26 protein-coding genes are annotated in these 26,550 nt (G+C 45.5%); 12 read left to right on the forward strand and 14 right to left on the reverse strand.

The genetic code is table 11. From position 1 onward, the window contains the following. Positions 1–265 precede the first annotated feature (265 nt). Together NB463_RS06545 and argR are read right to left on the reverse strand one after the other, a co-directional pair. A complete protein-coding gene (locus NB463_RS06545; protein WP_005392302.1) occupies positions 266–1,234 on the reverse strand; it encodes a TAXI family TRAP transporter solute-binding subunit in 969 nt (322 codons plus the stop codon). Positions 1,235–1,639: 405 nt separating this feature from the next. Then, on the reverse strand, positions 1,640–2,110 hold the full coding sequence (argR, locus tag NB463_RS06550; RefSeq protein WP_031780246.1) for a transcriptional regulator ArgR: 471 nt from the start codon (positions 2,108–2,110) through the stop codon (positions 1,640–1,642). A gap of 359 nt (positions 2,111–2,469) precedes the next feature. On the opposite strand from argR, the gene mdh reads away from it, so the two are divergent. Beyond that, positions 2,470–3,405, forward strand: coding sequence for a malate dehydrogenase (mdh, locus tag NB463_RS06555; RefSeq protein WP_258432507.1), 936 nt, complete (start codon positions 2,470–2,472; stop codon positions 3,403–3,405). Positions 3,406–3,518: 113 nt separating this feature from the next. Then, on the forward strand, positions 3,519–3,710 hold the full coding sequence (locus tag NB463_RS06560) for a hypothetical protein (protein WP_005392299.1): 192 nt from the start codon (positions 3,519–3,521) through the stop codon (positions 3,708–3,710). Between the two features lie 87 nt (positions 3,711–3,797). Here the strand turns inward: NB463_RS06560 and ispB are convergent, their stop codons facing one another. Then, positions 3,798–4,769, reverse strand: coding sequence for an octaprenyl diphosphate synthase (ispB, locus tag NB463_RS06565; RefSeq protein WP_258432506.1), 972 nt, complete (start codon positions 4,767–4,769; stop codon positions 3,798–3,800). 256 nt (positions 4,770–5,025) lie between these two features. On the opposite strand from ispB, the gene rplU reads away from it, so the two are divergent. From rplU to folA, 6 genes are all read left to right on the forward strand, one after another. After that, a complete protein-coding gene (gene rplU / locus NB463_RS06570) occupies positions 5,026–5,337 on the forward strand; it encodes a 50S ribosomal protein L21 (RefSeq protein WP_005383096.1) in 312 nt (103 codons plus the stop codon). A gap of 20 nt (positions 5,338–5,357) precedes the next feature. After that, positions 5,358–5,615: a 50S ribosomal protein L27 gene (gene rpmA / locus NB463_RS06575; protein WP_005383095.1), complete on the forward strand. Its 258-nt coding sequence runs from the start codon at positions 5,358–5,360 to the stop codon at positions 5,613–5,615. Positions 5,616–5,821: 206 nt separating this feature from the next. Further along, a complete protein-coding gene (gene cgtA, locus NB463_RS06580) occupies positions 5,822–6,997 on the forward strand; it encodes an Obg family GTPase CgtA (protein WP_005383091.1) in 1,176 nt (391 codons plus the stop codon). 195 nt (positions 6,998–7,192) lie between these two features. Further along, the gene (locus NB463_RS06585) at positions 7,193–7,993 is read left to right on the forward strand and encodes a threonine/serine exporter family protein (RefSeq protein ID WP_005392296.1); all 801 of its coding nucleotides are present in this window, start codon (positions 7,193–7,195) and stop codon (positions 7,991–7,993) included. Next, positions 7,993–8,466: a threonine/serine exporter family protein gene (locus NB463_RS06590; RefSeq protein WP_005392295.1), complete on the forward strand. Its 474-nt coding sequence runs from the start codon at positions 7,993–7,995 to the stop codon at positions 8,464–8,466. Before NB463_RS06585 ends, NB463_RS06590 begins: the two co-directional genes overlap by 1 nt. Positions 8,467–8,475: 9 nt before the next feature. Continuing rightward, positions 8,476–8,955 (forward strand): type 3 dihydrofolate reductase, encoded by a 480-nt coding sequence (folA, locus tag NB463_RS06595; RefSeq protein WP_053809455.1) that lies wholly within the window; start codon positions 8,476–8,478, stop codon positions 8,953–8,955. Between the two features lie 272 nt (positions 8,956–9,227). Here folA and NB463_RS06600 read toward each other — a convergent pair whose 3' ends face one another. From NB463_RS06600 to lptD, 6 genes are all read right to left on the reverse strand, one after another. Continuing rightward, positions 9,228–10,034 carry a symmetrical bis(5'-nucleosyl)-tetraphosphatase gene (locus tag NB463_RS06600; protein WP_053809454.1) on the reverse strand — a complete coding sequence of 269 codons (807 nt, stop codon included), beginning with the start codon at positions 10,032–10,034 and terminating at the stop codon, positions 9,228–9,230. A 15-nt stretch (positions 10,035–10,049) separates the two neighbouring features. Then, positions 10,050–10,430 (reverse strand): Co2+/Mg2+ efflux protein ApaG, encoded by a 381-nt coding sequence (apaG, locus tag NB463_RS06605; protein WP_005379668.1) that lies wholly within the window; start codon positions 10,428–10,430, stop codon positions 10,050–10,052. A 75-nt stretch (positions 10,431–10,505) separates the two neighbouring features. Continuing rightward, positions 10,506–11,315, reverse strand: a complete 810-nt coding sequence (rsmA, locus tag NB463_RS06610) for a 16S rRNA (adenine(1518)-N(6)/adenine(1519)-N(6))-dimethyltransferase RsmA (protein WP_005379669.1) — start codon at positions 11,313–11,315, stop codon at positions 10,506–10,508. Continuing rightward, positions 11,312–12,310, reverse strand: coding sequence for a 4-hydroxythreonine-4-phosphate dehydrogenase PdxA (gene pdxA, locus NB463_RS06615; protein WP_047009044.1), 999 nt, complete (start codon positions 12,308–12,310; stop codon positions 11,312–11,314). Before pdxA ends, rsmA begins: the two co-directional genes overlap by 4 nt. After that, complete coding sequence (surA, locus tag NB463_RS06620) at positions 12,300–13,583, reverse strand: peptidylprolyl isomerase SurA (RefSeq protein WP_006742728.1); 1,284 nt, start codon at positions 13,581–13,583, stop codon at positions 12,300–12,302. The genes pdxA and surA overlap by 11 nt, the downstream gene beginning before the upstream one ends. 60 nt (positions 13,584–13,643) lie before the next feature. Then, positions 13,644–15,989, reverse strand: coding sequence for an LPS assembly protein LptD (lptD, locus tag NB463_RS06625; protein ID WP_258432504.1), 2,346 nt, complete (start codon positions 15,987–15,989; stop codon positions 13,644–13,646). Between the two features lie 266 nt (positions 15,990–16,255). On the opposite strand from lptD, the gene djlA reads away from it, so the two are divergent. Further along, the gene (djlA, locus tag NB463_RS06630; protein WP_005383076.1) at positions 16,256–17,110 is read left to right on the forward strand and encodes a co-chaperone DjlA; all 855 of its coding nucleotides are present in this window, start codon (positions 16,256–16,258) and stop codon (positions 17,108–17,110) included. Positions 17,111–17,210: 100 nt separating this feature from the next. Here the strand turns inward: djlA and NB463_RS06635 are convergent, their stop codons facing one another. The 5 genes from NB463_RS06635 to leuA form a co-directional block, all read right to left on the reverse strand. Then, on the reverse strand, positions 17,211–17,993 hold the full coding sequence (locus NB463_RS06635) for a DUF547 domain-containing protein (protein WP_258432503.1): 783 nt from the start codon (positions 17,991–17,993) through the stop codon (positions 17,211–17,213). 135 nt (positions 17,994–18,128) lie between these two features. Then, positions 18,129–18,731 (reverse strand): 3-isopropylmalate dehydratase small subunit, encoded by a 603-nt coding sequence (gene leuD / locus NB463_RS06640; protein ID WP_258432502.1) that lies wholly within the window; start codon positions 18,729–18,731, stop codon positions 18,129–18,131. Positions 18,732–18,742: 11 nt separating this feature from the next. Beyond that, the gene (gene leuC, locus NB463_RS06645) at positions 18,743–20,143 is read right to left on the reverse strand and encodes a 3-isopropylmalate dehydratase large subunit (protein WP_109168754.1); all 1,401 of its coding nucleotides are present in this window, start codon (positions 20,141–20,143) and stop codon (positions 18,743–18,745) included. A gap of 110 nt (positions 20,144–20,253) precedes the next feature. Next, positions 20,254–21,345 (reverse strand): 3-isopropylmalate dehydrogenase, encoded by a 1,092-nt coding sequence (gene leuB / locus NB463_RS06650; RefSeq protein WP_258432501.1) that lies wholly within the window; start codon positions 21,343–21,345, stop codon positions 20,254–20,256. A gap of 82 nt (positions 21,346–21,427) precedes the next feature. After that, positions 21,428–22,975, reverse strand: coding sequence for a 2-isopropylmalate synthase (gene leuA / locus NB463_RS06655; RefSeq protein WP_006742733.1), 1,548 nt, complete (start codon positions 22,973–22,975; stop codon positions 21,428–21,430). Between the two features lie 514 nt (positions 22,976–23,489). Here leuA and NB463_RS06660 point away from each other — a divergent pair. From NB463_RS06660 to NB463_RS06670, 3 genes are all read left to right on the forward strand, one after another. Further along, positions 23,490–24,287 (forward strand): SH3 domain-containing protein, encoded by a 798-nt coding sequence (locus NB463_RS06660; RefSeq protein WP_258432500.1) that lies wholly within the window; start codon positions 23,490–23,492, stop codon positions 24,285–24,287. 152 nt (positions 24,288–24,439) lie between these two features. After that, a complete protein-coding gene (locus tag NB463_RS06665; protein ID WP_005379690.1) occupies positions 24,440–24,988 on the forward strand; it encodes a phosphatase PAP2 family protein in 549 nt (182 codons plus the stop codon). 3 nt (positions 24,989–24,991) lie between these two features. Further along, complete coding sequence (locus tag NB463_RS06670; protein ID WP_258432499.1) at positions 24,992–26,038, forward strand: MJ1255/VC2487 family glycosyltransferase; 1,047 nt, start codon at positions 24,992–24,994, stop codon at positions 26,036–26,038. The last annotated feature ends 512 nt before the right edge of the window (positions 26,039–26,550 follow it).

Genomic DNA, 26,550 nt, shown 5'->3' on the forward strand with positions numbered 1-26,550 from the left:
CGGATTTTTATCGAGAACCACACTTCGCCTTTATCAGTGTAGCGAATGGAGCGAAGTTTGCTTTCGAGTATTTTGCTGCCTGAACTCAAAGTATTGAATTTTGGAGACTCTGCTAGGCGGCGTTTAAGTTTTTCTTGGGTATGAACTCGCAATTTTCGGAAGAAAACTGGCGAATGAAGCATACAGTTAGCACGTGCTACAACCTGCATGCTCAAACAGGCAGAAAACCATCTTTTCCTGCCTGTGAGTTTGGAGTCTGAGGAAGTTACTTAAGTAGACCCACTTCTTTGTAGTATTTTTCTGCACCTGGGTGAAGAGGGATAGATAGACCCGCTTTCACCATGTCTTCTTTTTTCAGGTTTGCAAACGCAGGGTGTAGACGTTTGAACGTATCGAAGTTTTCAAACACGGCTTTTGCAACGTTGTAAGCGACATCGTCTGAAACGTCTGCTGTTGTAACCATCGTTGCCGCAACACCAAAGCTGTTTACGTCTTTGTCTGTGCCACGATACATGCCAGCCGGCACTGAGCTAAAGGCGTAGTATGGGTTATCAGCAACAATCTTATCGATTTTCGGGCCTGTTGCAGAAACTAGCTTAGCATCACATGATGTTGTTGCTTCTTTGATTGAACCGTTCGGGTGACCCACCATGTAAATGAATGCGTCAATTTTGTTGTCACAAAGTGCTTGAGAACGCTCAGAGCCCTTTAGCTCAGAAGCCAATTTGAAGCTGTCGTTTGTCCAGCCCATCGCTTCCATAACAACGCCCATGGTTGCACGGTCACCAGAGCCTGGGTTACCGATGTTTACGCGCTTACCTTTTAGGTCTTCAACGTTTTCGATACCTGAATCTGCACGAGCAATGATGTTGAAAGGTTCTGTATGAAGAGAGAACATTGCACGTAGTTTTTTGTACGGGCCTTGTTCCGCAAACTTACTCGTACCATTGTAGCCGTGGTACTGCCAATCCGATTGCACGATACCAAAATCTAACTCGCCAGCACGGATAGTGTTAACGTTGTAAATAGAGCCGCCAGTCGATTCTACTGAACAACGAATGTTGTGTTCTTTACGACCTTTATTGACCAATTTACAGATAGCACCACCAGTAGGGTAGTAAACACCTGTAACAGAGCCAGTACCGATAGTAATAAACTCTTGAGCGTTAACTGCGCCTGCACCCATTACTGCTGCAGCGATAGCGCCTACTTTGAGAAGTTTGTTAAATGCCATGAATTTCCCTTCCTTATATTCATTATTTACCCGGAAATAACCATAAATCACTTCTGGAGTTTCCTATTTGGAAACGGCACCTTTTTCAATCCAATCGTTTGAAAAAGCGAGCGAATCATAACAAAAAATTGGCAGAAAATTATCCAATTGTTAAATGTTATAGTTGATAAGTCTGAATTTTGTATCAGGGGATAGGATTCAATTTGTGATTTAATTCTTTTTATAACAATTACTTAATTAACGTTTAGTGACTGAAATGAAAAAGATCAATTGCGTGATGTTAATCACAAAATAGGTGGTTAAAGAATGAGCGGAGTAAGCAAAAAATTTACATAAATTATGGGCTACAAAATGAGACTTCTTTTATAACCCACAATGAGTTAGCTGATTGAAGCTTTATAGAACTTAACCAGTATATTCGAACAGCTCGCACACTGATTTGAAGAGTTGCTCAGTCGTAATTGCCATGGTTGGCGTAATGAAAATGGTATCGTCACCTGCGACAACACCAAGAATACCTTCGGATTTACCCAGTGAGTCAAGCAAGCGAGCAATCAACTGCGCAGCACCAGGGCCAGTATGGATAACAACTAATGCCGCGTTATGGTCAATGTCTAGCACCAGTTCACGCAAAGAGCTGCTTACAGTCGGTACGCCTAGCTCAGCAGGAAGGCAGTAAACCATTTCCATTTTTGCATTGCGTGTGCGGACGGCGCCAAATTTAGTCAGCATGCGTGATACTTTCGATTGGTTAATGCTTTCAAATCCTTGTTGTTTGAGTGCATCAACAATCTCACCCTGTGAGCCAAAGCTCTCTTCTTTTAATAGGGCTTTAAAGGCGCGGACTAAGTTGTCTTGTTTTTCTGAATTGCGCATAGTCATTACGAATCTCTTATTACGGGTCAGCAATTTTGCATATTCTCGCATATATATTCATGCGGTGCCAAAGAGTCCCAGTATTATGTTAGTTACGTCACTGTAAACTATATACCACATGGAATTCTTTAACTATATGAAGTAGGGCTGTTTTTGTTTTCTTGAATTCCTTGTCATTTCAACAGAATAAAAGAATAATCCAAGCCCCATTTGTAGCACGGTAACAGCGAGTTGCGCGAGGTCGCAAAGCTAGCGTTAATTGATTGTAATCAAGTTGTGATTCCGATAGCTTTATTTAAGTTGGTTACAAACTACCCTACGAATACGTTTATAAGAGAAATACTCTCAAGGAGAACTACATGAAAGTAGCCGTTATTGGTGCCGCTGGTGGCATCGGTCAAGCCCTGGCCCTTCTACTTAAGAACCGTCTTCCTGCTGGTTCTGATTTAGCCTTATACGATATTGCTCCAGTAACTCCTGGTGTGGCTGCTGATCTTAGCCACATCCCGACGCCAGTTTCTATCAAAGGTTACGCGGGTGAAGATCCTACTCCAGCACTAGAAGGTGCGGATGTTGTGCTGATTTCTGCTGGTGTTGCTCGTAAGCCTGGTATGGATCGCGCGGATCTATTCAATGTAAATGCTGGTATCGTTAAGTCGCTAGCGGAGAAGATTGCGGTTGTTTGTCCGAAAGCTTGTGTTGGTATCATCACAAACCCGGTAAATACAACAGTGCCAATTGCCGCTGAAGTACTTAAGAAAGCGGGTGTTTACGATAAGCGTCGCTTGTTCGGTGTAACAACACTTGACGTTATCCGTTCAGAAACATTCGTTGCAGAGCTAAAAGACAAAGATCCAGGTGACATTCGCGTACCTGTTATCGGTGGTCACTCTGGCGTAACGATCTTACCTCTACTGTCTCAAGTGGAAGGCGTTGACTTTACAGCTGAAGAAGTAGAAGCATTAACGAAACGTATTCAAAACGCAGGTACCGAAGTTGTAGAAGCGAAAGCGGGTGGTGGTAGTGCAACACTATCAATGGGCCAAGCTGCATGTCGCTTTGGTCTGTCTCTAGTTCGTGCTCTTCAAGGTGAAGAAGGCGTAGTTGAATGTGCATACGTTGAAGGCGACGGTGAGCACGCGACTTACTTCGCACAGCCTGTGAAACTAGGTAAAGAAGGCGTAGAAGAAGTACTAAGCTACGGCAAACTCAGCGATTACGAAAAGTCTGCACTAGACGGTATGCTAGAAACACTAAATAGCGACATCAATATTGGTGTTGAATTCGCAAAGTAATCTAGAAAGCCCGAATAAGAAGAAAGCCGATCAAAATGATCGGCTTTTTTGATCTTTGGCTTCTCTGCTTCGTAAAATTACTTGATAAAAACAACGTGGTGAAGGAGAAGATGATGGAAGCAAGTCGAATCCGTAAAGGCATGGTTGTTGAATGCCAGCAGGGCGTAGGTACGATATTGGTGGTCGACCGTGAAGCAGAGACGGTACTGTTGTCGAAACAAGGCTCTGACCAGCAGATTGCGGTTAGCTTTGATGAAATAGAAGATGACCCACAACTGCATGGCGGTAGTGACAGATATTACTAGCGCCTATCACGGCATTAGGTATCAGATACAAAAAAGGAAGAGCTTGCTCTTCCTTTTTGTTTTAAGTCTTGCTATGGGTTGCTATGATTACTTCGTGCGTTGTACCGCGACATGAGCCAGAGTAATAAGCGCTTGCTTGTATTCAGATTCCGGCAATACTGATAGTTCTTCGATCGCTTTGTCTGCTTCTTCTAGTGCTTTTTGCGTCGTGTATTCCAGAGATCCGGCCTCTTTCATCACCGCGAGAATATCTTCTAAGCGATCCATGCCATTGGCCTTCTCAATTGCTTCGCGAATCATGAGGGCATTGTCTGGCGTGGTATTACGCATAGCGTGAAGTAGAGGCAAAGTTGGCTTGCCTTCAGCCAAATCATCCCCCACATTTTTACCCATGTCTTCGCCATCAGAGGTGTAATCCATGACGTCATCAATAAGCTGAAACGCAGTACCCAAATACTTACCGTAATTTTGCATTGCGATTTCAACATGCTCAGGAGCATCGTTTAAGATTGCGCCAATTTGAGTTGCAGACTCAAATAAGCGTGCCGTCTTAGAGTAGATGACTTGCATGTAGCTTTCTTCTGTCGTGTCAGGATCGTTACAGTTCATCAACTGCTGAACTTCACCTTCGGCGATCACGTTTACGGCGTTGCTCATTAGCTTAAGGATCTTTATGGATCCTAGCTCCGTCATCATTTGGAATGAGCGAGTATAGATAAAGTCCCCAACTAACACGCTAGCAGCATTGCCAAATGCAGCATTCGCAGTTGCTTTACCGCGGCGCATGTCTGATTCGTCGACCACGTCATCATGCAGCAAAGTCGCTGTATGGATGAACTCAATAAACGCAGCTGCCATTGTATGACCGTTGCCTTGGTAACCAAGTGCGCGGGCTGACAGTATCGCTAAAAGCGGTCTCAGACGTTTGCCTCCACCACTCACGATATAAAAACCGAGCTGGTTGATTAAAGAGACATCAGAATTAAGTTGGGCTTGAATTGTTTCATTCACTTTTGCCATGTCATCGGCAGTAAGCGCTTGGATAGTTTTAAAATCCATCGTATATCCGGCTGAAGTTAGACCCTGCAAGGCTTATTCGATTTATATAATTGTCGAATAATACACTAAAAAACGTTGATTAATACATTACTAAAGGGCATGATTGCCGCACTTTTCTTTGGCGATTAGCTTTTCGCCAATTTTTTCAAAATATGGCTTGTCATAGGAGCATCTATTCTGTAGAATCTGCGCCCTATTGATGATTAGTTTAGCGCACACCCTCAAGAAAGGCTGTGCGGAAAAAGCGGAGTAAAATATGTACGCTGTTTTCCAATCTGGTGGTAAACAACACCGTGTAAGCGAAGGTCAAACTCTTCGTTTAGAGAAATTAGACGTTGAAACTGGTGCAACTGTAGAATTTGATAAAGTTCTTCTTGTTGCTAACGGCGAAGACATCAAAGTTGGTGCTCCTCTTGTAGAGGGCGGCAAAATTGTTGCTGAAGTTGTACAACACGGTCGTGGCGATAAAGTTAAAATCGTTAAGTTCCGTCGTCGTAAGCACTCTCGTAAGCAACAGGGTCACCGTCAGTGGTTCACTGAAGTGAAGATCACTGGTATCAACGCTTAATCTATTAGGAGAGTTTAACAATGGCACACAAAAAAGCTGGTGGTTCTACTCGTAACGGCCGCGATTCAGAAAGCAAACGTCTAGGTGTTAAGCGTTTCGGTGGTGAATCTGTACTTGCAGGTAACATCATCGTTCGTCAACGTGGTACTAAGTTCCACGCTGGTAACAACGTAGGTATCGGTAAAGACCACACTCTATTCGCTCTTACTGAAGGTAAAGTGAAGTTCGAAGTGAAAGGTCCTAAGAACCGTAAGTTTGTAAGCATCGAAGCTGAGTAATTAGGTTTTTACCAAGTTACTTAATAGCTTTAAGCTGAATTCAAAAGCCCTGCCGAATCGGCGGGGTTTTTTATTTATGGCAGTCGACATATCGAAGTTTCTCGTTTCCACCTTATTTGTGGGCTGGGAGCTTAGATCTGTCATCTGCTAAAATTGTCAGATGACAAAGTAGATTTAATCCACGCACGAAGTAGTCGGAGTAAAAGATGAAGTTCGTAGATGAAGCGGTAGTAAAAGTTCAGGCTGGCGACGGCGGTAGCGGCGTTGTGAGTTTCTGGCGTGAAAAATTCATCACTAAAGGTGGCCCTGATGGCGGTGATGGTGGCGACGGTGGTGATGTTTATATCCAAGCCGATGAAAACCTTAACACTCTGATTGATTATCGTTTCCAGCGCTTCTACGAAGCGGAGCGTGGTGAGAATGGCCGCGGTGGTAACTGTACTGGTAAACGTGGCAAAGACATCGTTCTTCGTGTGCCTGTAGGTACGCGCGCAGTGGATATCCACACAAATGAAATCGTGGCAGAAGTTGCTGAACACGGTAAGAAAGTGATGATCGCAAAAGGCGGTTGGCACGGTCTAGGTAACACGCGTTTCAAATCTTCAGTAAACCGCGCGCCTCGTCAAAGAACATTAGGCACAAAAGGTGAAGTACGTGAAATTCGCCTTGAGCTATTGCTCCTTGCTGACGTTGGTATGCTTGGTCTACCTAATGCAGGTAAATCAACCTTTATCCGCGCAGTCTCAGCAGCAAAACCAAAAGTCGCTGATTACCCATTCACGACGTTGATCCCAAGCTTGGGCGTAGTGAGTGTCGTACCAGAGAAAAGCTTTGTTGTTGCAGACATTCCAGGTCTTATCGAAGGTGCAGCAGATGGCGCTGGTCTTGGTATTCGATTCTTGAAGCACTTAGAGCGTTGCCGAGTGTTGCTGCACATGATCGATATTATGCCAATTGATCAGTCTGATCCGGTGCAAAATGCACTAACGATCATTGATGAGCTAGAGCAATACAGTGAAAAACTGGCAAGCAAGCCACGCTGGTTAGTATTCAACAAAGTTGATTTAATGCCTGAAGAAGAAGCGAATGAGAAGATCCAAGAAATCTTAGACGCACTAGGCTGGGAAGACGAGTACTTTAAGATCTCGGCGATCAACCGTAACGGCACTAAAGAGCTTTGTTACAAACTGGCTGACTTTATGGATAATCTACCTCGCGAAGAGGAAGAAGTGGCTGAAGAAGATAAAGTTAACTTCATGTGGGATGACTACCATAAAGATGCGATGGCGGGTAAAGACGTTATCACTGAAGATGACGACGACGATTGGGATGACTGGGACGATGAAGAAGATGACGGTCACGTTGTCTACGTTCGTGACTAATCAGAACCGTCAAACAATGCCTGTTTGTCTATAATTCATTAAGCCGCAATTATTTATTGCGGCTTTTTTTGTATCTAAATCATATTTAGATGGTGTGATTTACGGCACAATAGCCGATACGTCGTGATTTTTGAGGGTTAGTTTGGACCTCTCGCGTATGAATGAGCAACACCCTAAAAGGAATTAGACTGATTTATGACTCTAGAAACCATACCGTCTGGAGAGTTGGCGGTATCCACTCAACGATCTATTTCTCGCCTTGTTGCCCAAGCCGGGCAAATGCTACTCGCTCATGGTGCTGAAAGTACTCTGGTGAGCGATATTATGCGCCGTATTGGCCTTGCTTGTGGGGTTAATGAAGTTGCGGTTGCGCTATCAGCCAATGCACTGGTTGTAACGACGGTAATGGATGGACACTGCATCACCACTACCCGAAGTTGTGCCGATCGTGGCATTAATATGCGTGTTATTACGCAAATTCAACGTATCTGCATCATGATGGAGCGTGGGCTGCTCGATGCAACCATGGCGCAGAAAAAGCTGAACGCCATCAGTCCAGAGCGTTATAACCGCTGGCTGGTGGTGTTTATGATTGGCTTGTCATGTGCGGCATTCAGTCATCTGGCAGGTGGTGATTGGGGGGTATTTGTTATGACCTTTTTAGCATCAGCTGGTGGCATGATCGTTCGCCAAGAAATTGGTCATCGTCACTTTAACCCTTTACTGAACTTTGCAGCGACCGCCTTTGTGACGACCTTAATTTCTGCGCAAGCGGAAATCTACCAAATCGGCAATCTGCCCACCGTTGCAATGGCATCGTCGGTATTAATGCTCGTACCGGGTTTCCCGTTGATTAACTCGGTGGCAGACATGCTGAAAGGGCACATTAACATGGGTATTGCCCGGTTTGTGATGGCCAGCTTACTGACGTTGGCGACGTGTTTGGGCATCGTTGCTGCGATGAGCGTTACTGGAATTTGGGGGTGGGCAATCTAATGAGCTTGTTTGATTTGATGCTTGGCCTGCTGAATGACATGTTTTTCGCTGCGATTCCCGCAGTTGGATTTGCACTGGTTTTTAACGTGCCACAAAGAGCTTTAGTGTATTGTGCTGTTGGCGGCGCGATTGGACACGGCAGCCGTTATTTGATGATGCAGTTTGGTATTCCCATTGAATGGGCGACCTTTTTTGCCGCGACGCTAGTTGGGATGATTGGTGTGTACTGGTCTCGCCGCTTTCTCGCGCACCCAAAAGTGTTCACTGTGGCAGCTTTGATCCCGATGGTACCTGGCGTGTTTGCTTACAAAGCAATGATAGCCATGGTTGAGATCAACCATATTGGTTATTCACCTGAGCTCGTTGCCACTTGTATGGAGAACTTTCTTAAGGCCATGTTTATTATTGCAGGTTTAGCTGTTGGTCTTGCTGTTCCAGGGCTGTTATTCTATCGCCGCAGACCTATTGTATAAGGACCTAACATGATCATTAGTATGATTGCCGCGATGGCCGACAATCGCATCATTGGCAAAGACAATCAAATGCCTTGGTATCTTCCCGCCGATTTCGCTTGGTTTAAGCGTTGTACCATGGGAAAACCGGTTGTGATGGGACGCAAAACCTATGAGTCTATTGGTCGCCCTTTACCTGGTCGCTTGAATATTGTTATCAGCCGTGATGAGACACTAAAGATCGAAGGCGTCACTACCGTAACATCGATTGAGCAAGCTTTGGACGTGGCTGGTGACGCGGAAGAAGTGATGATCATTGGTGGTGGTGCGATTTACGCAGCTTGTCTGCCGATGGCCAATAAACTGTATGTAACACACATTGAAGCAGCGATTGATGGTGATACTCAGTTCCCAGACTGGGGAGATCAATTTAAGGAAACCTACTCAGAAACGTATCAAGCGGATGAGAAGAACGCCTACAACATGCGCTTTACTGTGTTAGAAAAGTAATTCGAGATTAATACATACAGCGTAGTTAATACGGTAATGCCGTTCGTATAACAGCGAGCGGCCATCCCGGCCTGCCATCATCCTGAAAGCGACGGAGGAGCGTGATTCAGGATCTTCTATACGAGTACTTTGTTGTCAAAGGTATCTCTATCTACCCGCAGCGTGCGGATATTAGATTCCTAGTCTTGCTAAGGCTCGCTGGAATGACCCTACAGGAGATGTTAGGTGACAGGCATTCTCCCTACGATGGATTATCGACTATCATTCAGTGTTTAACTTAACGCATCCTGAGTAAAGATTTTCTTATCGTCCCAACGGATCATGGTTAGGCTTCCGCCCCAAACACAGCCAGTATCCAGACCGATGACCTCTTCGTCTACATGGCCTTGTAGTGCAGCCCAGTGACCAAATAACACCGTTTTATTGAGGTGAACGCGCTGAGGTACATCAAACCATGGAATAAGTTCGTTACCGGAAACTTGTTGTGGTGGTAGTTTACAATCCATATCCAAACGACCGTCAGGGAAACAAAAGCGCATCCGCGTAAAAGCATTGATAATATAACGGTATCGATCCAAACCCTGTAGAGAGTCATGCCAGGAATCAGGTTGATTGCTGTACATGTTTTTTAAGAGCCAAGGCAGCTCTTCACTTTGGATGATGCGTTCAACTTCGCGGGCACATTTTCTTGCGGTTTTTAGATTCCACTGCGGTGATATCCCAGCGTGACACATCACGAACTCGTCATGCTCGGCCATAAGAGGTTGCTGAGCTAGCCATGCCAATAGATCTTCTTTATCGGGTGCAGTGAAAATAGGCGCGGTTTTATCTTTATCTTTGACCTTTTTTATCCCGTGAGCAACGGCGAGCAGGTGAAGGTCGTGATTACCAAGCACCACGGTTGCGCTTGTGCCAAGCGACTTCACAAAGCGTAAAGTTTCTAGTGATTTAGGCCCTCTGGCGACCAAATCACCAGCGAGCCAAAGTTGGTCTTTTTTCGCAGAGAAAGAGACTTGTTCTAGTAGTCGCTGCAATTCATCAAAACAGCCTTGAATATCACCAACAATATAGGTAGCCACTGAATCTCCAATTTACTAATTTAAAACATTTGGAACAGCAAGACGAAATGGTTCAATTTCGGTGATGAACTCCTGTCCTTTTTCATCCAGCATTTTGTAGTGCCCTTGCATAACGCCGACAGGGGTTTCTAACGCGGTTCCGCTACTGTACGTGTATTCATCATTGCTTGGAATAAAAGGTTGTTGACCCACCACACCATCACCTTCAACCGTCATTTGCTTGCCATTCGAGTCTGTGATTAACCAGCGACGGCTCACTAACTGCACGGTTTGTTGGCTAAGGTTTTTGATGGTGATGATATAGGCGAAAACGTAGCGTTGTAGCTCAGGATTGGACTGTTCTTCGATGTATTTGGTGTGAACTTGAATTTTGATGCAAGGTTGAATGACGTCCATGTGCACTCCTCAGAAACGTAATATCCCAATAATAATAAGCCAAACCGGCAAGGGTTTGGCTTATCGTTTGAGTTCTTAGTGCTGCGGGTTATCCGCAAGCCAGTTCGCCATCGCGACGAATTGTTCTAGCGTCAGGTTCTCTGGACGCATGCTTGGATTAACACCTAGCTCTTCTAGTACTTCTGTGCTTAACAACGATTTGTAGCAGTTACGAACTGTTTTACGACGTTGGTTAAAGCCTTCACGACAAACGCGATCCAGCAAACGCAGATCTTTCGCAGGGCATGGCAGCTCTTCATATGGCACTAAACGAACAACGGCAGAGTCCACTTTCGGTGGTGGAACGAATGCCGTTGGCGGCACTTCCAGTACTGGTACCACTTTACAGTAGTACTGAGCCATTACCGTTAAACGGCCGTAAGCTTTGCTGCCAGGGCCGGCGGCTAGGCGGTTTACCACTTCTTTTTGCAGCATAAAGTGCATGTCTTGAATGTCTTTATGGAATTCAAAAAGGTGGAACATCAATGGTGTAGAGATGTTGTACGGCAAGTTACCGAAAATGCGTAGCTTGTTGTTTGGCTTCACCAATTGAGTGAAGTCAAATCGCATAGCGTCACCCTCATGGATGGTCAACTTATCCGCCAGTTCAGGGTGAGTACGTAGGCGTTCTGCCAGATCGCGGTCTAATTCGATGACCGTGAATTTATCCACTTCACGACCTACCGGCTCAGTGATTGCACCAAGACCAGGACCAATTTCAACCAGGTTTTGACCTGGTTTTGGGTTAATCGCTGATACGATTCCATCAATAATGTATGGATCGTTCAGGAAGTTTTGACCAAAACGTTTACGCGCTTTGTGTCCTAAATGGACATCATTTCTCATTGTTTCTTCTCTACCAAATCTATCGCATGCGTGAGCGCTGTTCGGAAACTCCCTGTATCCGCTTGACCTGTCCCTGCCAGATCTAATGCAGTACCGTGATCCACCGATGTTCTAATAAAAGGTAGACCAAGAGTAATGTTTACTGAACGACCAAAGCCTTTGTATTTTAATACTGGCAACACTTGGTCGTGGTACATGCCTAAAACAGCATCAGCATCATTTAAATATTTTTCATTGAAAATGGTATCTGCCGGCAAAGGGCCGATCAGGTTGATACCTTTTTCTTGTCGAATCTTTTCCAGTGTCGGAGTGATGGTTTCGATCTCTTCACGACCTAAGCAGCCATCTTCGCCAGCATGAGGGTTAAGCCCGCAAACGTAGATGTTTGGTTGTGCGATAGCAAACTTTTCTACAAGGTCTTTATGAAGAATATCGATGATTTTTTCTAATCGCTCTTCGGTGACCGCTTTGGACACATACGCTAAAGGAATATGTGTTGTGACCAGCGCCACGCGTAGTCCTTCCGTTGCTAGCATCATGACGACTAGCGGCGTTTTTGACTTCTCGGCGAAAAACTCAGTATGACCACTGAATGCAACACCTGCGCGATTAATCACCCCCTTATGAACAGGGCCGGTGACAATAGCATCAAATTCATCATTCATACAGCCTAAAGCGGCTCTTTCTAGCGTTTTTAGTACATAGTGACCATTCGCTTCGTTGAGCTCGCCTGCGACCGCAGGTTCCGATATTTGGATATGATCAACGATAAGCGTGCCTGCTTTTTGTGCTTTAGGCGCTTCTTCTGGATTGTAATCAGACAGTTGGACTTCAATGCCAAGCTGCTTGGCTCTGTCCATCAGCATATTTTTATCGGCGCAGACGACAATTTGGTGTGCCCAATCTTCCTTCGATAAGGCAAGCACTAAGTCTGGGCCGATACCCGCAGGTTCCCCTGCGGTTACGACAATTCTACGAATTGTATTAGTTGTCATTGTTGTCATCCACGATTTCAACAAACGCACTTGCGCGTAGCTCTTGCATCCATGCGCCCGCTTCTTCATTAAATTTACGGTTAAATAGAATACGGTAAGCCTTGTTCTTCATCGCTGAGTCAGTGCGGTCAACTTGGCGACGATCCAACACTTCAACGATATGCCAGCCGTGAACGGTTTTGAACGGTTCGCTGATTGAGCCAACAGGCAGAGTTTCTACTTGGTGTTTAAATTCTGGCACGTACAGATCTGGCGTTTGATAACCTAGCTCACCGTCTTGCGCTGCCGAACCAGGGTCTTGGCTGTATTGTGTTGCCAGTTGAGCGAAAGTGGCTTCGCCAGCTTTGATGCGGCGTACAAATTCATTCAGTTGCTTCTTCGCCCCTTCATCGCTCAGAATCACGGTTGGTTTAATCAAAATATGACGCGCATTTACTTCCGTTACCGCAACCGTTTCTAGGCCTTTTACATCTTCAATTTTTAGGATGTGGAAACCGACGCCACTGCGGAATGGGCCAATGATGCTGCCTTTGTTTTGCATTTTGATCTGATCGGCAAAGATGGTTGGCATCTCTTCTTTACGCATCCAACCCCAGTCGCCACCTTGTAAAGCTTTAGGACCTTTTGAGTAGGTGTAGGCCATCTCCGTAAAGTCTGCACCTTCGTTCAGCTTTTTCGCCAGCGCTTTTGCTTCTGCTTCTACAGCAGACTTTTCTTTGTCGTCAGAGAAGCGCAGTTGAATGTGTCCAATTTTGTATTGAACGGTCGCATTGGTTTCTTGTGATAGTTGCTCAGCAAGGCTGTCGACTTCTGCTGGAAGGATATTAATACGGCGACGAACCAGTGCATTACGGGCTTCTGAAGCGGCGATTTCCTTACGGATTTGTTCGCGGAATTCTGGGTAACTCAAGCCTTCACTTTCTACAGAAGCGGCGAGTTGTTCTACAGATTGTTCATTATTACGTGCGATCTCCGCAATCGCTTGGTTTAAGCGGTTATCGTCAATACGCACACCGATACGGTCTGCTTCTTGGCCTTGCAACGTGTCAATAATCAGCTTTTCAACAACTTGTTCTTTTAACACGCTAGCAGAAGGTAAGCTCTTTCCGCTTTGACGCGCGTTGGCTTGCAGCGTTTTCATCGCTGTTTCGATGTCGCTTTGTAGAATTACACCGTCGTTCACGATGACCGCAACCTTATCGATCTCTACTGGTGCTGCAACCGCTCCGCAAGAGAGTAGGGTCGTGAATAAGATTGATTTCCAAATTTTCATTTAAAATTCCGTCAGTATTTTTTGAATAGGCGTCTTGTTCATTTAAGACGCCTATTTCGATTAATTGTTCAGATAGAATGGGCGGCCGTACTTAATCGCGTTGTCAGAACCATCTAGTTCTTTGACTGCAGTGTCTTCACGCTGATTGGTCGCAAAGCCTTGAATACCGAAGTTAACGCTAAAGTTATTTTCGTATTCAGGTGATGCGCCAGTGCTGCCGATAGTTTGGTTTTCCCAACCAAGCAATTGGTTGGCGTAAGTCACACCAATGTACCAACAGTCAGACTGGTAACGCAGGCTCGCTAGCCATTCTAGGTCCGCCTTTTCATTTAGGTCGTAGTAGTATTGACCACTTGCAGACCAGTTCGGGTTGAACTCGTAGGCCGCTACAATACCTGCTTGTGAAATGCCTTTACGAGTAATTGTGTCTAGGTTTTCGAGAATGATCGTATCTTCGATGTATTCACGCGTGACGTAACGATAGTTACCCTGAATAAAGCCACCGTTAAATTGGTACTCTAAGGTACTGTTCGCCAACTGCATGGAGCTCAAATCGATATCGTATTGAATTCCACCGTGATAGAACAAGTAATCGTTGTAGTTGAAATCAGCTTCAATCGCCCATGATGAGTAGTTGGTGGTCTCATCCGGAAGATTTGGGCTGTTGCTCAGTTTGGTCTTTTTATCGAAGTAGTAAATCTGACCAAATGAAACGTTAAGACGCTCTTTATAGTCATCATCAAAGAAGCGAGTACTCGCACCGTAGCTTAACTGGTTCGCAGAGGCGATTTTATCAATGCCACTGTACTTACGACTGCGGAATAGCCCGTAGTAGTCGGTTTGTAGCAAGGTGGTATCGTAGTTGTAGATATTGGTTTGATCTTCTTCAGGTACGTACAAGTACTGTAGCTGAGGTTCCAGTGTTTGTGTGTAGCCCTTGATCCAACTCGTGTCTCGCTCTAAGTAAAGTTGCGCATGCGTACGGAACTCGGGGATAACACGAGAAACTTCGTCATCTAACTGGTTTTGTAAGTTTACATCTGTCAGACCCGTTAAGTCTTGAGAGTAGTACGTGGAAAGCACGCGAGCTTCCGTTGTCCACGTTGCCCATGAATTTGAAAGCGGCAATGTAAGCCCTGGTTCAATATGAACACGGGTCGCATTTGGTCGCGCAGCATCGCTCGTATCGAAGCGGCTCACTTGGCTCTTCACGTCAAAGTTGAGGTAATCTCCCCACAATGGCGTGTAGTAGTTCAAGTCTAACTGAGGAAGCAGGCGATAAGGGCGGTTCTCTTCTTTCAATAAGATTTGGAAGTCACGAACGGTTAACGAAGCATCCCAGAAATCAGAACGATATTGTACTTGTCCTTCTTGAACCAGTTGACCATCTTCACGGTTACCAATATCGGAGTCGAGATCGAGGAAGTAATCAATATCACTCACTTTTGAGTAATCGACTTTGACTATCCACTGTTTATTGATGATACCGTCGTGTTTAACTTGGTAGCCCCAACGAGACTCGTCTTGATATTTGCGATCGCTATTGAGGTATTCGCCTTTGATTTCACCATTCCCCCAACCATCCGTTAGGTAGCGGAAATCCGTGTCGAGTTTTGTTCCACGCTGCTGCATATAGAGCGTGGTGAGCGTCATGTCATATTGAGGCGCGATGTTCCAATAGAATGGCACCTCGACTTCCATACCATCGCTAGAACCATACGATAAAGAAGGGAAGAGGAAACCCGTTTTACGCGTATCTCCAATTGGCATGGTTAGATACGGCACATAGAAAACAGGCACATCTAACACTTCAAATCGAGGATGGTGCAGCGTCGCCGTCTCTTCATCTTGGTCAACGTCAATACCTGATGCCACTAAACGCCATGAATTGTCGCCTTGAGGACATGATGTAATAGAACCATCTTCGAGTTCATAAACCGACTGACCTGTACGCGCGATGTATGCTGCTGTGCCTCGACCTTGTTGGCAAAGGAACTGATAATCGGTGTTCTCCAGTGAAAAAGTGTCTTGGTTGATGTCATTAGTAACACGATCAGATCGAGCTTTGACTTGGCCGTCATTGAAAGTCACGTTGCCTTCGGCAACCACGACGTTGTCTTGTTGGTGCAGCGTTACGCTATCTGCGGTGATTTTCTTCTGGCCTTGGGTGACTTGTACATTACCTGAGTACTGAGCTTTGTCACCATTGATGGCTTGCAGGGTGTCAGCTTCTACCACTACTGGGGTATTAAGAGCGTCCTCCTCGCCACTGGTATCGACCAAACATTGATCTGTGGCGGGCATTTCCTGCACACTATCATGGATATTCGCTTCAGCTTGAGTGGTGGGTACAAACAAGGCGGTGCTGATAGAGGCCGCTAAACATGTGCGGGAGAAATGTTGCATTGAATTGAACTTTCCTGTGTCACTACTACTCGATGGCTATAGGGCTTGTTGTACCCTAGCGTAATAGCCAAATGAATCAACTATAGTCGCATTTATCCCAGCGTATTGATTCACTGTGGCATAATGACGACAAAATAGCTGCAAAGATAAGCAGGCGAAATGGCCTAGCCGAAATAAAACTAATTCCATTATCATAAAGGAAATCGTTGCATCCGGCACTATAAGACCGCCGTCGTCGATAAAAATTCATTGATAGAGAACACATAATGCATATTTTTGGCAAAATTCTGGGTGCCTTTTTTGGCTTGTTACTTGGCGGGCCGCTAGGTTTACTCTTTGGCTTATTTATTGGCCATCAATTCGATAAAGCACGTCGCTTGAGTCAAGCCGGGTTCTCTACTGGCGGCTTTGGAAAAGGGCCGAGCCAAGCTCAGCGCCAAGAAGAATTTTTTAAAGCGGCGTTTGCGGTAATGGGACATGTGGCAAAAGCGAAAGGCCAAGTCACCAAAGAGGAAATCCAACTGGCTTCTGCCATGATGGATCGCATGAATTTGCATGGCGAACAGCGCCGCGCTGCGCAAGATGCGTTTCGTGAAGGTAAAGACAGTGACTTTCCGTTAGAAGACGTTCTTGTTCGTGTGAAAATTTCGACAGCAGGCCGCTTTGACTTGTTGCAATTTTTCCTTGAATTACAAATCTCGGCGGCCTTTGCAGATGGCTCAATCCACCCGAGTGAACGAAATGTACTACACAAGATTGCACGTGGTTTGGGTTTCTCTTCTGAGCAATTAGAGCGTCGCTTGCAAATGCAAGAAGCCGCATTCCGTTTCCAAAGCCAAGGTGGTTTCCATGGTCAGCATCAAGGCCAATCTTCTGGTGGTAGCTGGCAACAAGCTTCACAAGCGGATCAACTGGCTGACGCGTACAAAATTCTGGATGTGTCTTCAGATGCCGACAGTAAAACCGTCAAGCGTGCTTATCGTAAACTGATGAACGAGCATCACCCAGACAAATTGATGGCTAAAGGTCTACCACCAGAGATGATGAACGTAGCGAAAGAAAAATCTCAAGAGATTCAAAACGCTTACGATCTGATTAAAAAGGTCAAAGGCTTTAAGTGATTTTGTCAAAATCTAGAAAGTTAAAAGGGCACTTGGTGCCCTTTTTAGCTTTTGGGTTACGGGTGACCAAAAGCGTTGCAAGCTGAAAGGTGGCGATAAATTAGTCAGTTTGATTCAAACTCCAATCGTATTCGTACTTCACTTTTCCAGAGAAGTCTTTGTACTGTGGCGCGTACTTCGCGATGTGGTTGAAGACTTGTTTTTCTCCACCAAAGTCCGCTGCAAACCAATCATAAATGGAAGACAGCTGTGCCGTGTTTCCTTGAATGGATACGCCTTTGTTGCTGTTAATAAACGTTCTGGCAGCACTTTCAAGTAAGGCTTCAGTGTTTTCGGCAGTGAATGCTTGAGCTTGTAGGTTAGGGCATCCCAAACTTGCACAATTTACGGCGTAGTGCGTTCTTGGGTCATTCCAAATTGGACGCAAAATTCGATGTTCAATATCGTTTAAAGTTAGATCCTTCCCGTTGACCACGACCACATCGTCTCCCCAAGGCCCAAAGCTAAATAAACCACCTAGCTTGGTGATGGATTCGACGGGATAGTTATCCAAAATAAGATCTACCGTGATGGCGTTGTAAAGGTTTACCCAGTAGGCGTATTGCTCTGCTTGGTTGTATTGTAGAGGGTTGAGTTTTGCCAAACGCTGGATGTATTGTTTCAGCTTGGTTTTATCGGCCGAGGTGACTTGGCTGTAACGAAACAAGGTATTCTCGCCTTGTTCAACTAAATAAGTATCGAGCAGTTGTTGCCATTCCTGGTGGGAAATGTGTGTTTGGTTGGCCTGATTCGATTGTTGCCAATACGGCCACAAGTCAGATTTAGGAGCAGCGAACGCCGAGAAAGAAACCAGAGCACACAATAGCAATAACAGACGCTTCATAGAGATACCTTTGGGTTAAAACCTTATTGATAGTCTAGACCTGCATAAGGCGAAGTTTCTTTCTTGAGGCAATGAAAATAAAAGAAAAAAGGCTGACATAAGCCAACCTTTTGTTTGTTTAAATTGCGATTTTAATTAGCTTAAGAAGCTTGGGATATTCGCTTCGTACTCAGCAATCTTATCTTCGTACTGAAGGGTTAGGCCAATGTTGTCCAAACCGTTTAGTAAGCAGTGACGACGGAACGAATCGATTTCAAAACCATACTCTTTGCCGTTGGCACGAACCACATTCGCTTCTAGGTCGACCTCGACTTCTGCACCTTCATTTGCCTCAACAAACTGGAAGATTTCATCCACTTCTTGTTCAGTCAAACGAACTGGCACCATTTGGTTGTTGATCGAGTTGCCGTAAAAGATATCGGCAAAGCTTGGTGCGATCATCGCTTTTATGCCGTAATCCGCCAGTGCCCACGGTGCGTGCTCGCGAGATGAGCCACAGCCGAAGTTTTCACGAGCCAGCAAGATAGACGCGCCTTGGTAGCGCGGAGCGTTCATCACGAACTCTGGGTTCGGTTGTTCGCCAGCATCATCTAGGAAGCGCCAGTCATGGAATAGGTGCTTACCGAAACCTAGGCGAGAGACCTTTTGTAGGAACTGCTTTGGAATGATGGCATCAGTATCAACGTTCGCTGCATCTAGAGGAACAACTAAGCCTGTGTGTTGTTTAAAGCCTGACATTTGTTTGCTCCTTAGTCTAGTTCACGAATATCTACAAAGTGACCAGCAATTGCTGCCGCCGCTGCCATCGCAGGGCTCACTAGGTGGGTACGGCCATCACGACCTTGACGGCCTTCAAAGTTACGGTTTGAAGTAGACGCACAACGTTCATGTGGACCCAAACGGTCGTTGTTCATTGCTAGACACATCGAGCAACCTGGTAGGCGCCACTCAAAGCCCGCCTCTTTAAAGATGACATCTAGGCCTTCTGCTTCCGCCTGCGCTTTTACTTGCTCAGAGCCAGGAACGATTAGCGCTTGAACGTGAGACGCGACTTTGCGACCTTTCGCCACTTCTGCGGCTGCGCGCATGTCTTCGATACGTGAGTTAGTACAAGAACCAACGAAGACTTTATCGACGTTGTAATCCGACAATGACTTGCCTGCCTCTAGGCCCATGTAAGCCAACGCTTTTTCTGCAGAGGCTTTTTCTACTGGGTCAGCAAAGCTTTCTGGTGCAGGGATCGGTTGGTCTACCGCGATAACCTGGCCTGGGTTAGTACCCCAAGTGACTTGTGGTTTGATATCCGCTGCGTTTAGTGTCACGACCGCATCAAACTGAGCATCATGGTCCGTTTTTAATGTCTTCCAGTATTCTACTGCTGCATCAAAGTCGGCACCTTGAGGTGAGAATTTACGGCCTTTGATGTATTCGAACGTGGTTTCATCTGGCGCAATCAAACCGGCTTTCGCACCTAGCTCAATTGCCATGTTACATACGGTCATGCGGCCTTCCATTGAAAGGTCTGTGATCGCTTCACCACAGAATTCAACTACGTAGCCTGTACCGCCTGCTGCTGTGGTTTCACCGATGATGGCTAGCACGATATCTTTCGCCGTGATGCCCGGAGCCACTTTGCCTTTCACTTCGATCTTCATCGTTTTAGCGCGCGCTTGTTTTAGCGTTTGAGTTGCTAATACGTGCTCAACTTCAGAGGTACCAATACCAAATGCTAGCGAGCCAAATGCACCGTGTGTAGCCGTGTGCGAGTCACCACAAACAATCGTCATGCCCGGTAGGGTAATACCAAGTTCTGGGCCCATAACGTGCACAATACCTTGGTATTTATGGTTGATGTCGTAAAGCGTAACGCCAAACTCTTCACAGTTTTTTGATAGCGTTTCCATCTGGATACGCGCCATCTCACCGGATGCGTTGATATCTTTGGTGGTTGTCGAAACGTTGTGGTCCATAGTGGCAAAAGTTTTGCTGACCTGACGCACTTTGCGACCTTTTTCACGCAAGCCGTCAAATGCTTGCGGAGACGTCACTTCATGTACCAAGTGACGGTCGATGTACAAGATAGGGTTTTCCCCTTCTGCTGCGACGGCAACGTGTGCGTCGTAGACTTTTTCGTATAGTGTTTTGCCCATTGTTTGCTTCCTTTCCTCGTTATCCTTGTTGCTTTGTTTTAGCACCAATGACTTAGAGGTAAGTCATTGGTGGATAGAGGATTTAGTATTTATTATGAATTTGTTCTGTATTACGAGTTTAAGATGTACTCAGCGATCTTATCGCCCATCTCTGATGTTGTAAGTGCCGGGTTGTTGCCTGCAAGGTCGCCTGTTAGCTCGCCAGCTGAAAGTGCTTTCGACACCGCTGCTTCGATGTCTTGTGCTGCGGCTTCTTCGCCAAGGCTATAACGTAACATCAGTGCTGCCGATAGGATTTGTGCTACTGGGTTGGCGATGTTCTTACCTGCGATATCTGGTGCGCTGCCGCCTGCTGGCTCGTACAGACCGAACTTACTTTCGTTAAGGCTTGCTGAAGGCAGCATACCCATTGAGCCAGTGATCATTGCGCACTCATCAGAAATGATGTCGCCGAAGATGTTTGAACATAGCATGACGTCGAACTGAGCTGGGTCTTTGATAAGCTGCATGGTTGCGTTGTCGATGTACATGTGTGATAGCTCGACATCTGGGTAATCTTTTGCGATTTCTTCGACTACTTCACGCCATAAGATAGAGCTTTGTAGAACGTTCGCTTTGTCGATAGAGCACACTTTCTTGCGACGTAGACGAGCAGACTCAAAAGCGATTTTTGCAATACGTTCGATCTCAAAGCGGTGGTACACCTCAGTATCAAATGCTTTTTCTGTTGCGCCTTCACCTTCACGACCTTTCGGTTGGCCGAAGTAGATACCACCCGTCAGTTCACGGACTACCACGATGTCAAAGCCGCGACCCGAGATGTCTGCACGTAGCGGTGAGAAAGCTTCAAGACCTGAGTGAATTTGCGCTGGACGTAAGTTACAGAACAGTTGGAAGTGTTTGCGTAGTGGAAGTAGGGCACCGCGTTCAGGTTGGTCGTTTGGTGGTAAGTGCTCCCACTTAGGGCCGCCAACCGAGCCGAATAGGACTGCATCAGACTCTTCACATGCTTTTATTGTGCTCTCTGGAAGTGGGCAACCGTGATTGTCGATCGCGATACCACCGACATCATGCTCGTCACGCTCAAACGCAATACCATGTTTCTTTTCGATTGCATCCAATACTTTATGTGCCTGCGCCATTACTTCCTGGCCAATGCCGTCACCGGGTAGGACGGCAATTTTGTACGATTTGTCTGTCATGTTAATCCTTTAAGTTTTCTAATTTTGAGCTTAATTATTTCAACGAGCGTGTTCTTTCCTGAGCCGTGTAGCCCAGTTGTTATTACACAGTCGCAATCTTTTTCTGCTTCATTTCTTCGATTTTGTCTGCACGGTGGATGCTATTAATAACGTGCAATAGTGCTTGACCGGAAGCTTCAACGATATCGGTAGAAACGCCCGTGCCGTGGTATTTACGACCTTTGTAGTTGGCAATGATGTCAGCTTGACCCAAACCATCTTCACCTTCGCCTTTCGCGGTTAGGTCGAATTTATCCAGTACGATGTCGTAGCCTGTCACGCGGTAGATACATTGGTATAGCGCATCAACTGGGCCATTACCGACTGCCGCTTCACACATTTCTTCATCGCCACATTGCATTTTGATGCTGGTGGTGGCCATTACGCTGCCCGATTGCACGCTTAGGTAGTTCAGTTTGTAGAAGTCATCTTCTTCACGCAGGTTCGAGAAGTGCATTAGGGCCTCTAGATCGTAATCGAACACTTGGCCTTTGCGGTCGGCAAGTTTCAAGAAGTCCGCGTATAGAGCGTCTAGGTTGTACTCGTCCTCGTTGTATCCCATGGTGTCCATGTGGCTCTTCACGGCTGCGCGACCACTACGGCTGGTTAAGTTTAGTGCTTGGTTTTTAAGGCCAATCGACTCAGGGGTCATGATTTCGTAGGTATTCTTATTCTTTAACATGCCATCCTGGTGGATACCTGAAGAGTGGCTAAAGGCATTCGCGCCCACAATCGCTTTGTTGCTCTGAATTGGCATGTTGCATAACTGGCTCACCAATTTACTGGTGCGGTGAATTTCATCATGTTTGATGCCAGTGTGAACCCCCAAGAACTCTTGACGCGTCTTGATGATCATTGCGATCTCTTCAAGAGAACAGTTACCCGCTCGCTCACCAATGCCATTGATGGTGCCTTCTATCTGACGTGCGCCGGCTTGAACGGCGGCAATAGAGTTGGCAACTGACATCCCTAAGTCGTCGTGACAGTGAACGGAGATGATCGCTTTATCAATGTTTGGAACGCGGTTGAAAAGGGTTTGAATAATGCCACCAAACTCGCTTGGTACTGTGTAGCCAACGGTATCTGGAATGTTGATTGTGCTCGCACCTGCATTGATGGCAGCTTCTACCATGCGACATAGGTTGTCGATAGGAGTACGACCTGCATCTTCACAAGAAAACTCGACATCATCGGTGTAGTTACGCGCATGTTTAACGGCGTTGACCGCCATTTCAAGTACATCGTCGTAGCTGCGGCGTAGTTTGTCTTCTACGTGAATGGTGGAAGTGGCTAAAAACGTGTGAATACGGAATTGGTCGGCCACTTTTAATGCTTCAGCGGCGGCATCAATATCTTTCGCAACGGCACGCGAAAGGGCACAAACTCGACTGTTTTTGATGTTTTTTGCAATGGTTTGTACCGACTCGAAATCACCAGGTGAAGAGATTGGGAAGCCAGCTTCGATAACATCAACGCCGAGTCTTTCCAGCGCATAGGCAATTTGCAGTTTTTCTTTAACCGTCAAGCTTGCTGACAACGCTTGCTCGCCATCACGCAATGTGGTGTCGAATATAATGACCTGATCGTTCATGTTTGCTTCCTTCCTGATTTCTGCACTTTACGTGCAAGTTAATCGTTTACTTCCAGTATTTAGATATAAAAAAACCCGCATTCTCATGCGGGTTCTTAGAAATTGGTGTGGTTATTTTTCTTCCACAGCCTACCCGCGCGAACTGGTCACGATCAGGAGGAGGCTAAGCAGAATAGAAAAATGAGCTGACATAGTTGTTAAGCTTTCCACATAATTAAGTTAACAAATTAGTACCGCACTCCATGGAGCGCGTCAACCCTAAAGTCGATTTTTTATTCATATCGGATGAGTCTTTTCATTTACTCGAGAAAAATGATGCGCTAAGTGAAACTGCATGGTGCGATAGAAACGTGCTAGAAGAGGCAAGTTCTCATCAAGTTTGCGACGTTTCATTACCAAAACAAACATTGGGATTGCGACTTGTCACACAAAGGCCCGAATTGTTTGGCAAAAGTTTTGAATGACCATTTATAGTAGTGCAGTTGCACTAGGTAAAAAGAAGGGTTAAGGAATAATGAGGTTAGCAAAACAATTTGGACGTTCAGCCGCAGTATTTACTCTGGTCAGCTTATCGGGTTGTCAGCTGTTTCAATCTCAAACCTATATGGCAGAGATTTCCCCTGTTGTTATTAATGATCACTCTCAGAGTGTCATGGTGATTAATGATCAAATGGATCGATTCTTGAGCTACGAGGGACGTGAATCGTTTTTGAATCAAATGCTCGTTGCTCTTGAGTCGGACAGTCGAGATAAATTTAAAGGCAAAGATCCGGAAACCTATTCGTGGTGGAAGATCCGAGTGCAACCTAGTGAGAAACAACAAGCGGAAGTCTTCCGACCAACAGCTGACGGTGTGGATACCTCAAACCCAGTTGAGTTTATGGATGTCTCATATCGCTCTAAGACCACATTAAACCTGCGATCCAAGCCGAGCCTAGAAGGAGAAAAGCTTGGCGTGTTATCGAAAGGGGCAGTTTTTAATGTGTTGGCAAAAGTGGTGGACCAACCTTGGTTTCTCGTTGAACAGAAAGGCGTGATAAAAGGTTACGTCCATAAGGATTATGCGCGCAGCAATGTGGTAAATCGTGACATTCTTTCTACACAGCCTAATCCTCTTTTAGAGTCTGCTTCGAGCACAACTGAGCAAACGGGCATCGAGCATGAACTGTCAGGAAATTACACTTGCCGCTTCCTTAGCTACGAGCTGACAAAAGATGGCGACATGACGATGGGCTCTTTGCGCGCCTGTCGTAAGAAGAGAAAAGTCTGGTACATCGATACGCCTCAACCGCAGCAAGCAAACCCTTCTTAATAGCCCTCTCCTATGATTGTGCTCAATAGATAGATTATTGGGCACACTCTAATTTGGCATTTGTCATTAATTGTCCAAACTCCCGTCATGCAGTTGTCACCTAAACCTCCTACTTTTCACACAACGGCGTTGTCAAAGTAAGGAAAGGCCACATGCGAACCATAGAGACAATTACACAGCCAATTGCAACCATTGCTAAGTTTGATTTAGCGCTCTCTAGTGTTTGTCTTAAGCACCGTTTTAATCAGCAAGTTGCCAACATCAGCAAAGGAGTCTCCCACAGTGGTGACGGACATCTGTACTTGGTGCTAGGTTTATTAGCTTGGTATTTAGATAAGGAGCAAGGAGTTTGGTTTTTACTGGCGGGTTTACTTGCTTTTGCCATCGAGTTGCCAATTTATTGGACGCTGAAAAACAGTTTTAAGCGTCGTCGCCCTGAAGAACTCAGTGCACTCCTTCCTGCTTTTATTACCCCCTCTGATCGCTATAGCCTTCCTTCAGGACATACCGCTGCTGCGTTTGTCATGGCGACGCTGATTGATCATTTCTATCCGAGCCTAGGCGTTGCTGCATTCTTTTGGGCAAGTTTAATCGGAACTGCGCGAATCTTATTGGGGGTGCACTTTTTTACCGATGTCATCATTGGTGCACTGCTAGGTAGCCTTTGTGGTGGATTAGCGATTGCGATGCTGGGAGGCTAATTGATGAAAATCTTATACGGTGTTCAAGGTACAGGAAACGGACATATTGCGCGTGCGAGGGCGATGAGTCATGCGTTTAAAGAGCACGATGTTGAGGTCGATTTTTTGTTTTCTGGACGAGCGCCTGAAAAGTACTTTTCAATGGAAGCGTTTGGCGATTATCAGACTCGCCGAGGCTTCACCTTTATCACTGAAAAAGGTTCAGTGAACTATGCGAAAACAGCATTGAGTAACAATTTGGTGCAATTTTGCAAAGAAGTTAAACAGCTTGATTTGTCGTCCTATGATCTCGTGCTCAATGATTTCGAGCCTGTTACGGCATGGGCCGCAAAACAACAAAATAAGCCGTCGATTGGTATCAGTCACCAAAATGCTTTCCGTTATCCAGTGCCGTTAAAGGGAGCGAGTTGGTTAGACAAATCCGTCATTGAATACTTTGCGCCTTCTCAACACCACCTTGGTTTGCATTGGCATCATTTTGACCAGCCTTTGTTACCGCCGATTGTACATACCGTCGATAGCCAAGCGGAAAATGACGATTTTGTTTTGATTTACCTACCGTTCGAATCCATTGAAGACATCTCGGATTTGCTGTTCCATTTTAACCAGCAAGCGTTCATCTGTTATCACCCCGATGTGATCGAATGTGAGCAAGTGGAAAACATAGAATTACGCCCTTTATGCCACAGCAACTTTCAGCATCATTTACATCGCTGTAGTGGTGTCATTGCCAATGGGGGATTCGAGCTCCCTTCGGAAGCTCTGTCTCTAGGGAAAAAATTATTGCTTAAGCCACTCGCAGGTCAGTTTGAGCAACAAAGCAATGTCGCGACCTTAGAAGACTTAGGACTTGCGATGTCGATGGAGAGCTTAGACATTCCCGCAGTACGCCAGTGGCTAAAGGAGCAGCAAGCCGAAAGTGTGAAATACCCAGATGTTGCTCAGGCCATTGTTCATTGGGTATTGCAAGGCGCGTGGGATTCACAAGCGGAGTTATCCAAACAGTTGTGGGAGCAAGTTGATTTCCCAAGTTACGTGTCGAACATTTAAGTACGTTGTTCTAAGTACATTGTTCCTTCCTATTTTTGACACGATTTTGTTGCAGCCTTTCAATCTAGAAGGCTGCATTTTTATTCTCTCTCTTTCATTTCTATTCAATGTGTATTTGCTGATAATTTGACTGATAAGTGCAAATTTCACTCAGAGATATAGTCGTCATCTGTTGGTTTGCTCTCGACTAATAACTGAGGTAAATGCATGCGTGTGGTGACCATCCGTCTCATCAATTTGCTAAATACTTCCTCAAAGAATGCGTTTTTACGTGTTTTATAGTTTTTTATGTTTTTATCAAGTTATTGTTATTTAACGAATAAATACCTAATTGGCTAAAATTTACTGATTAAATATCAATCTAGTTGCGAAACCGCAATCGATTAGTTGATAGTACAGTTCGAGCCGGAAGTATCCGGACAGCAAATATAATAAAAAGTTAGGTTATCTATTCGTAAAATGATTCGAATCCAGCCGCCGTCTTTTGTGCGAGATGGGATTCTATTCGTTAT

This window comes from Vibrio sp. RM-41-2B, from assembly GCF_024744415.1.
Taxonomy (GTDB): domain Bacteria; phylum Pseudomonadota; class Gammaproteobacteria; order Enterobacterales; family Vibrionaceae; genus Vibrio; species Vibrio diabolicus.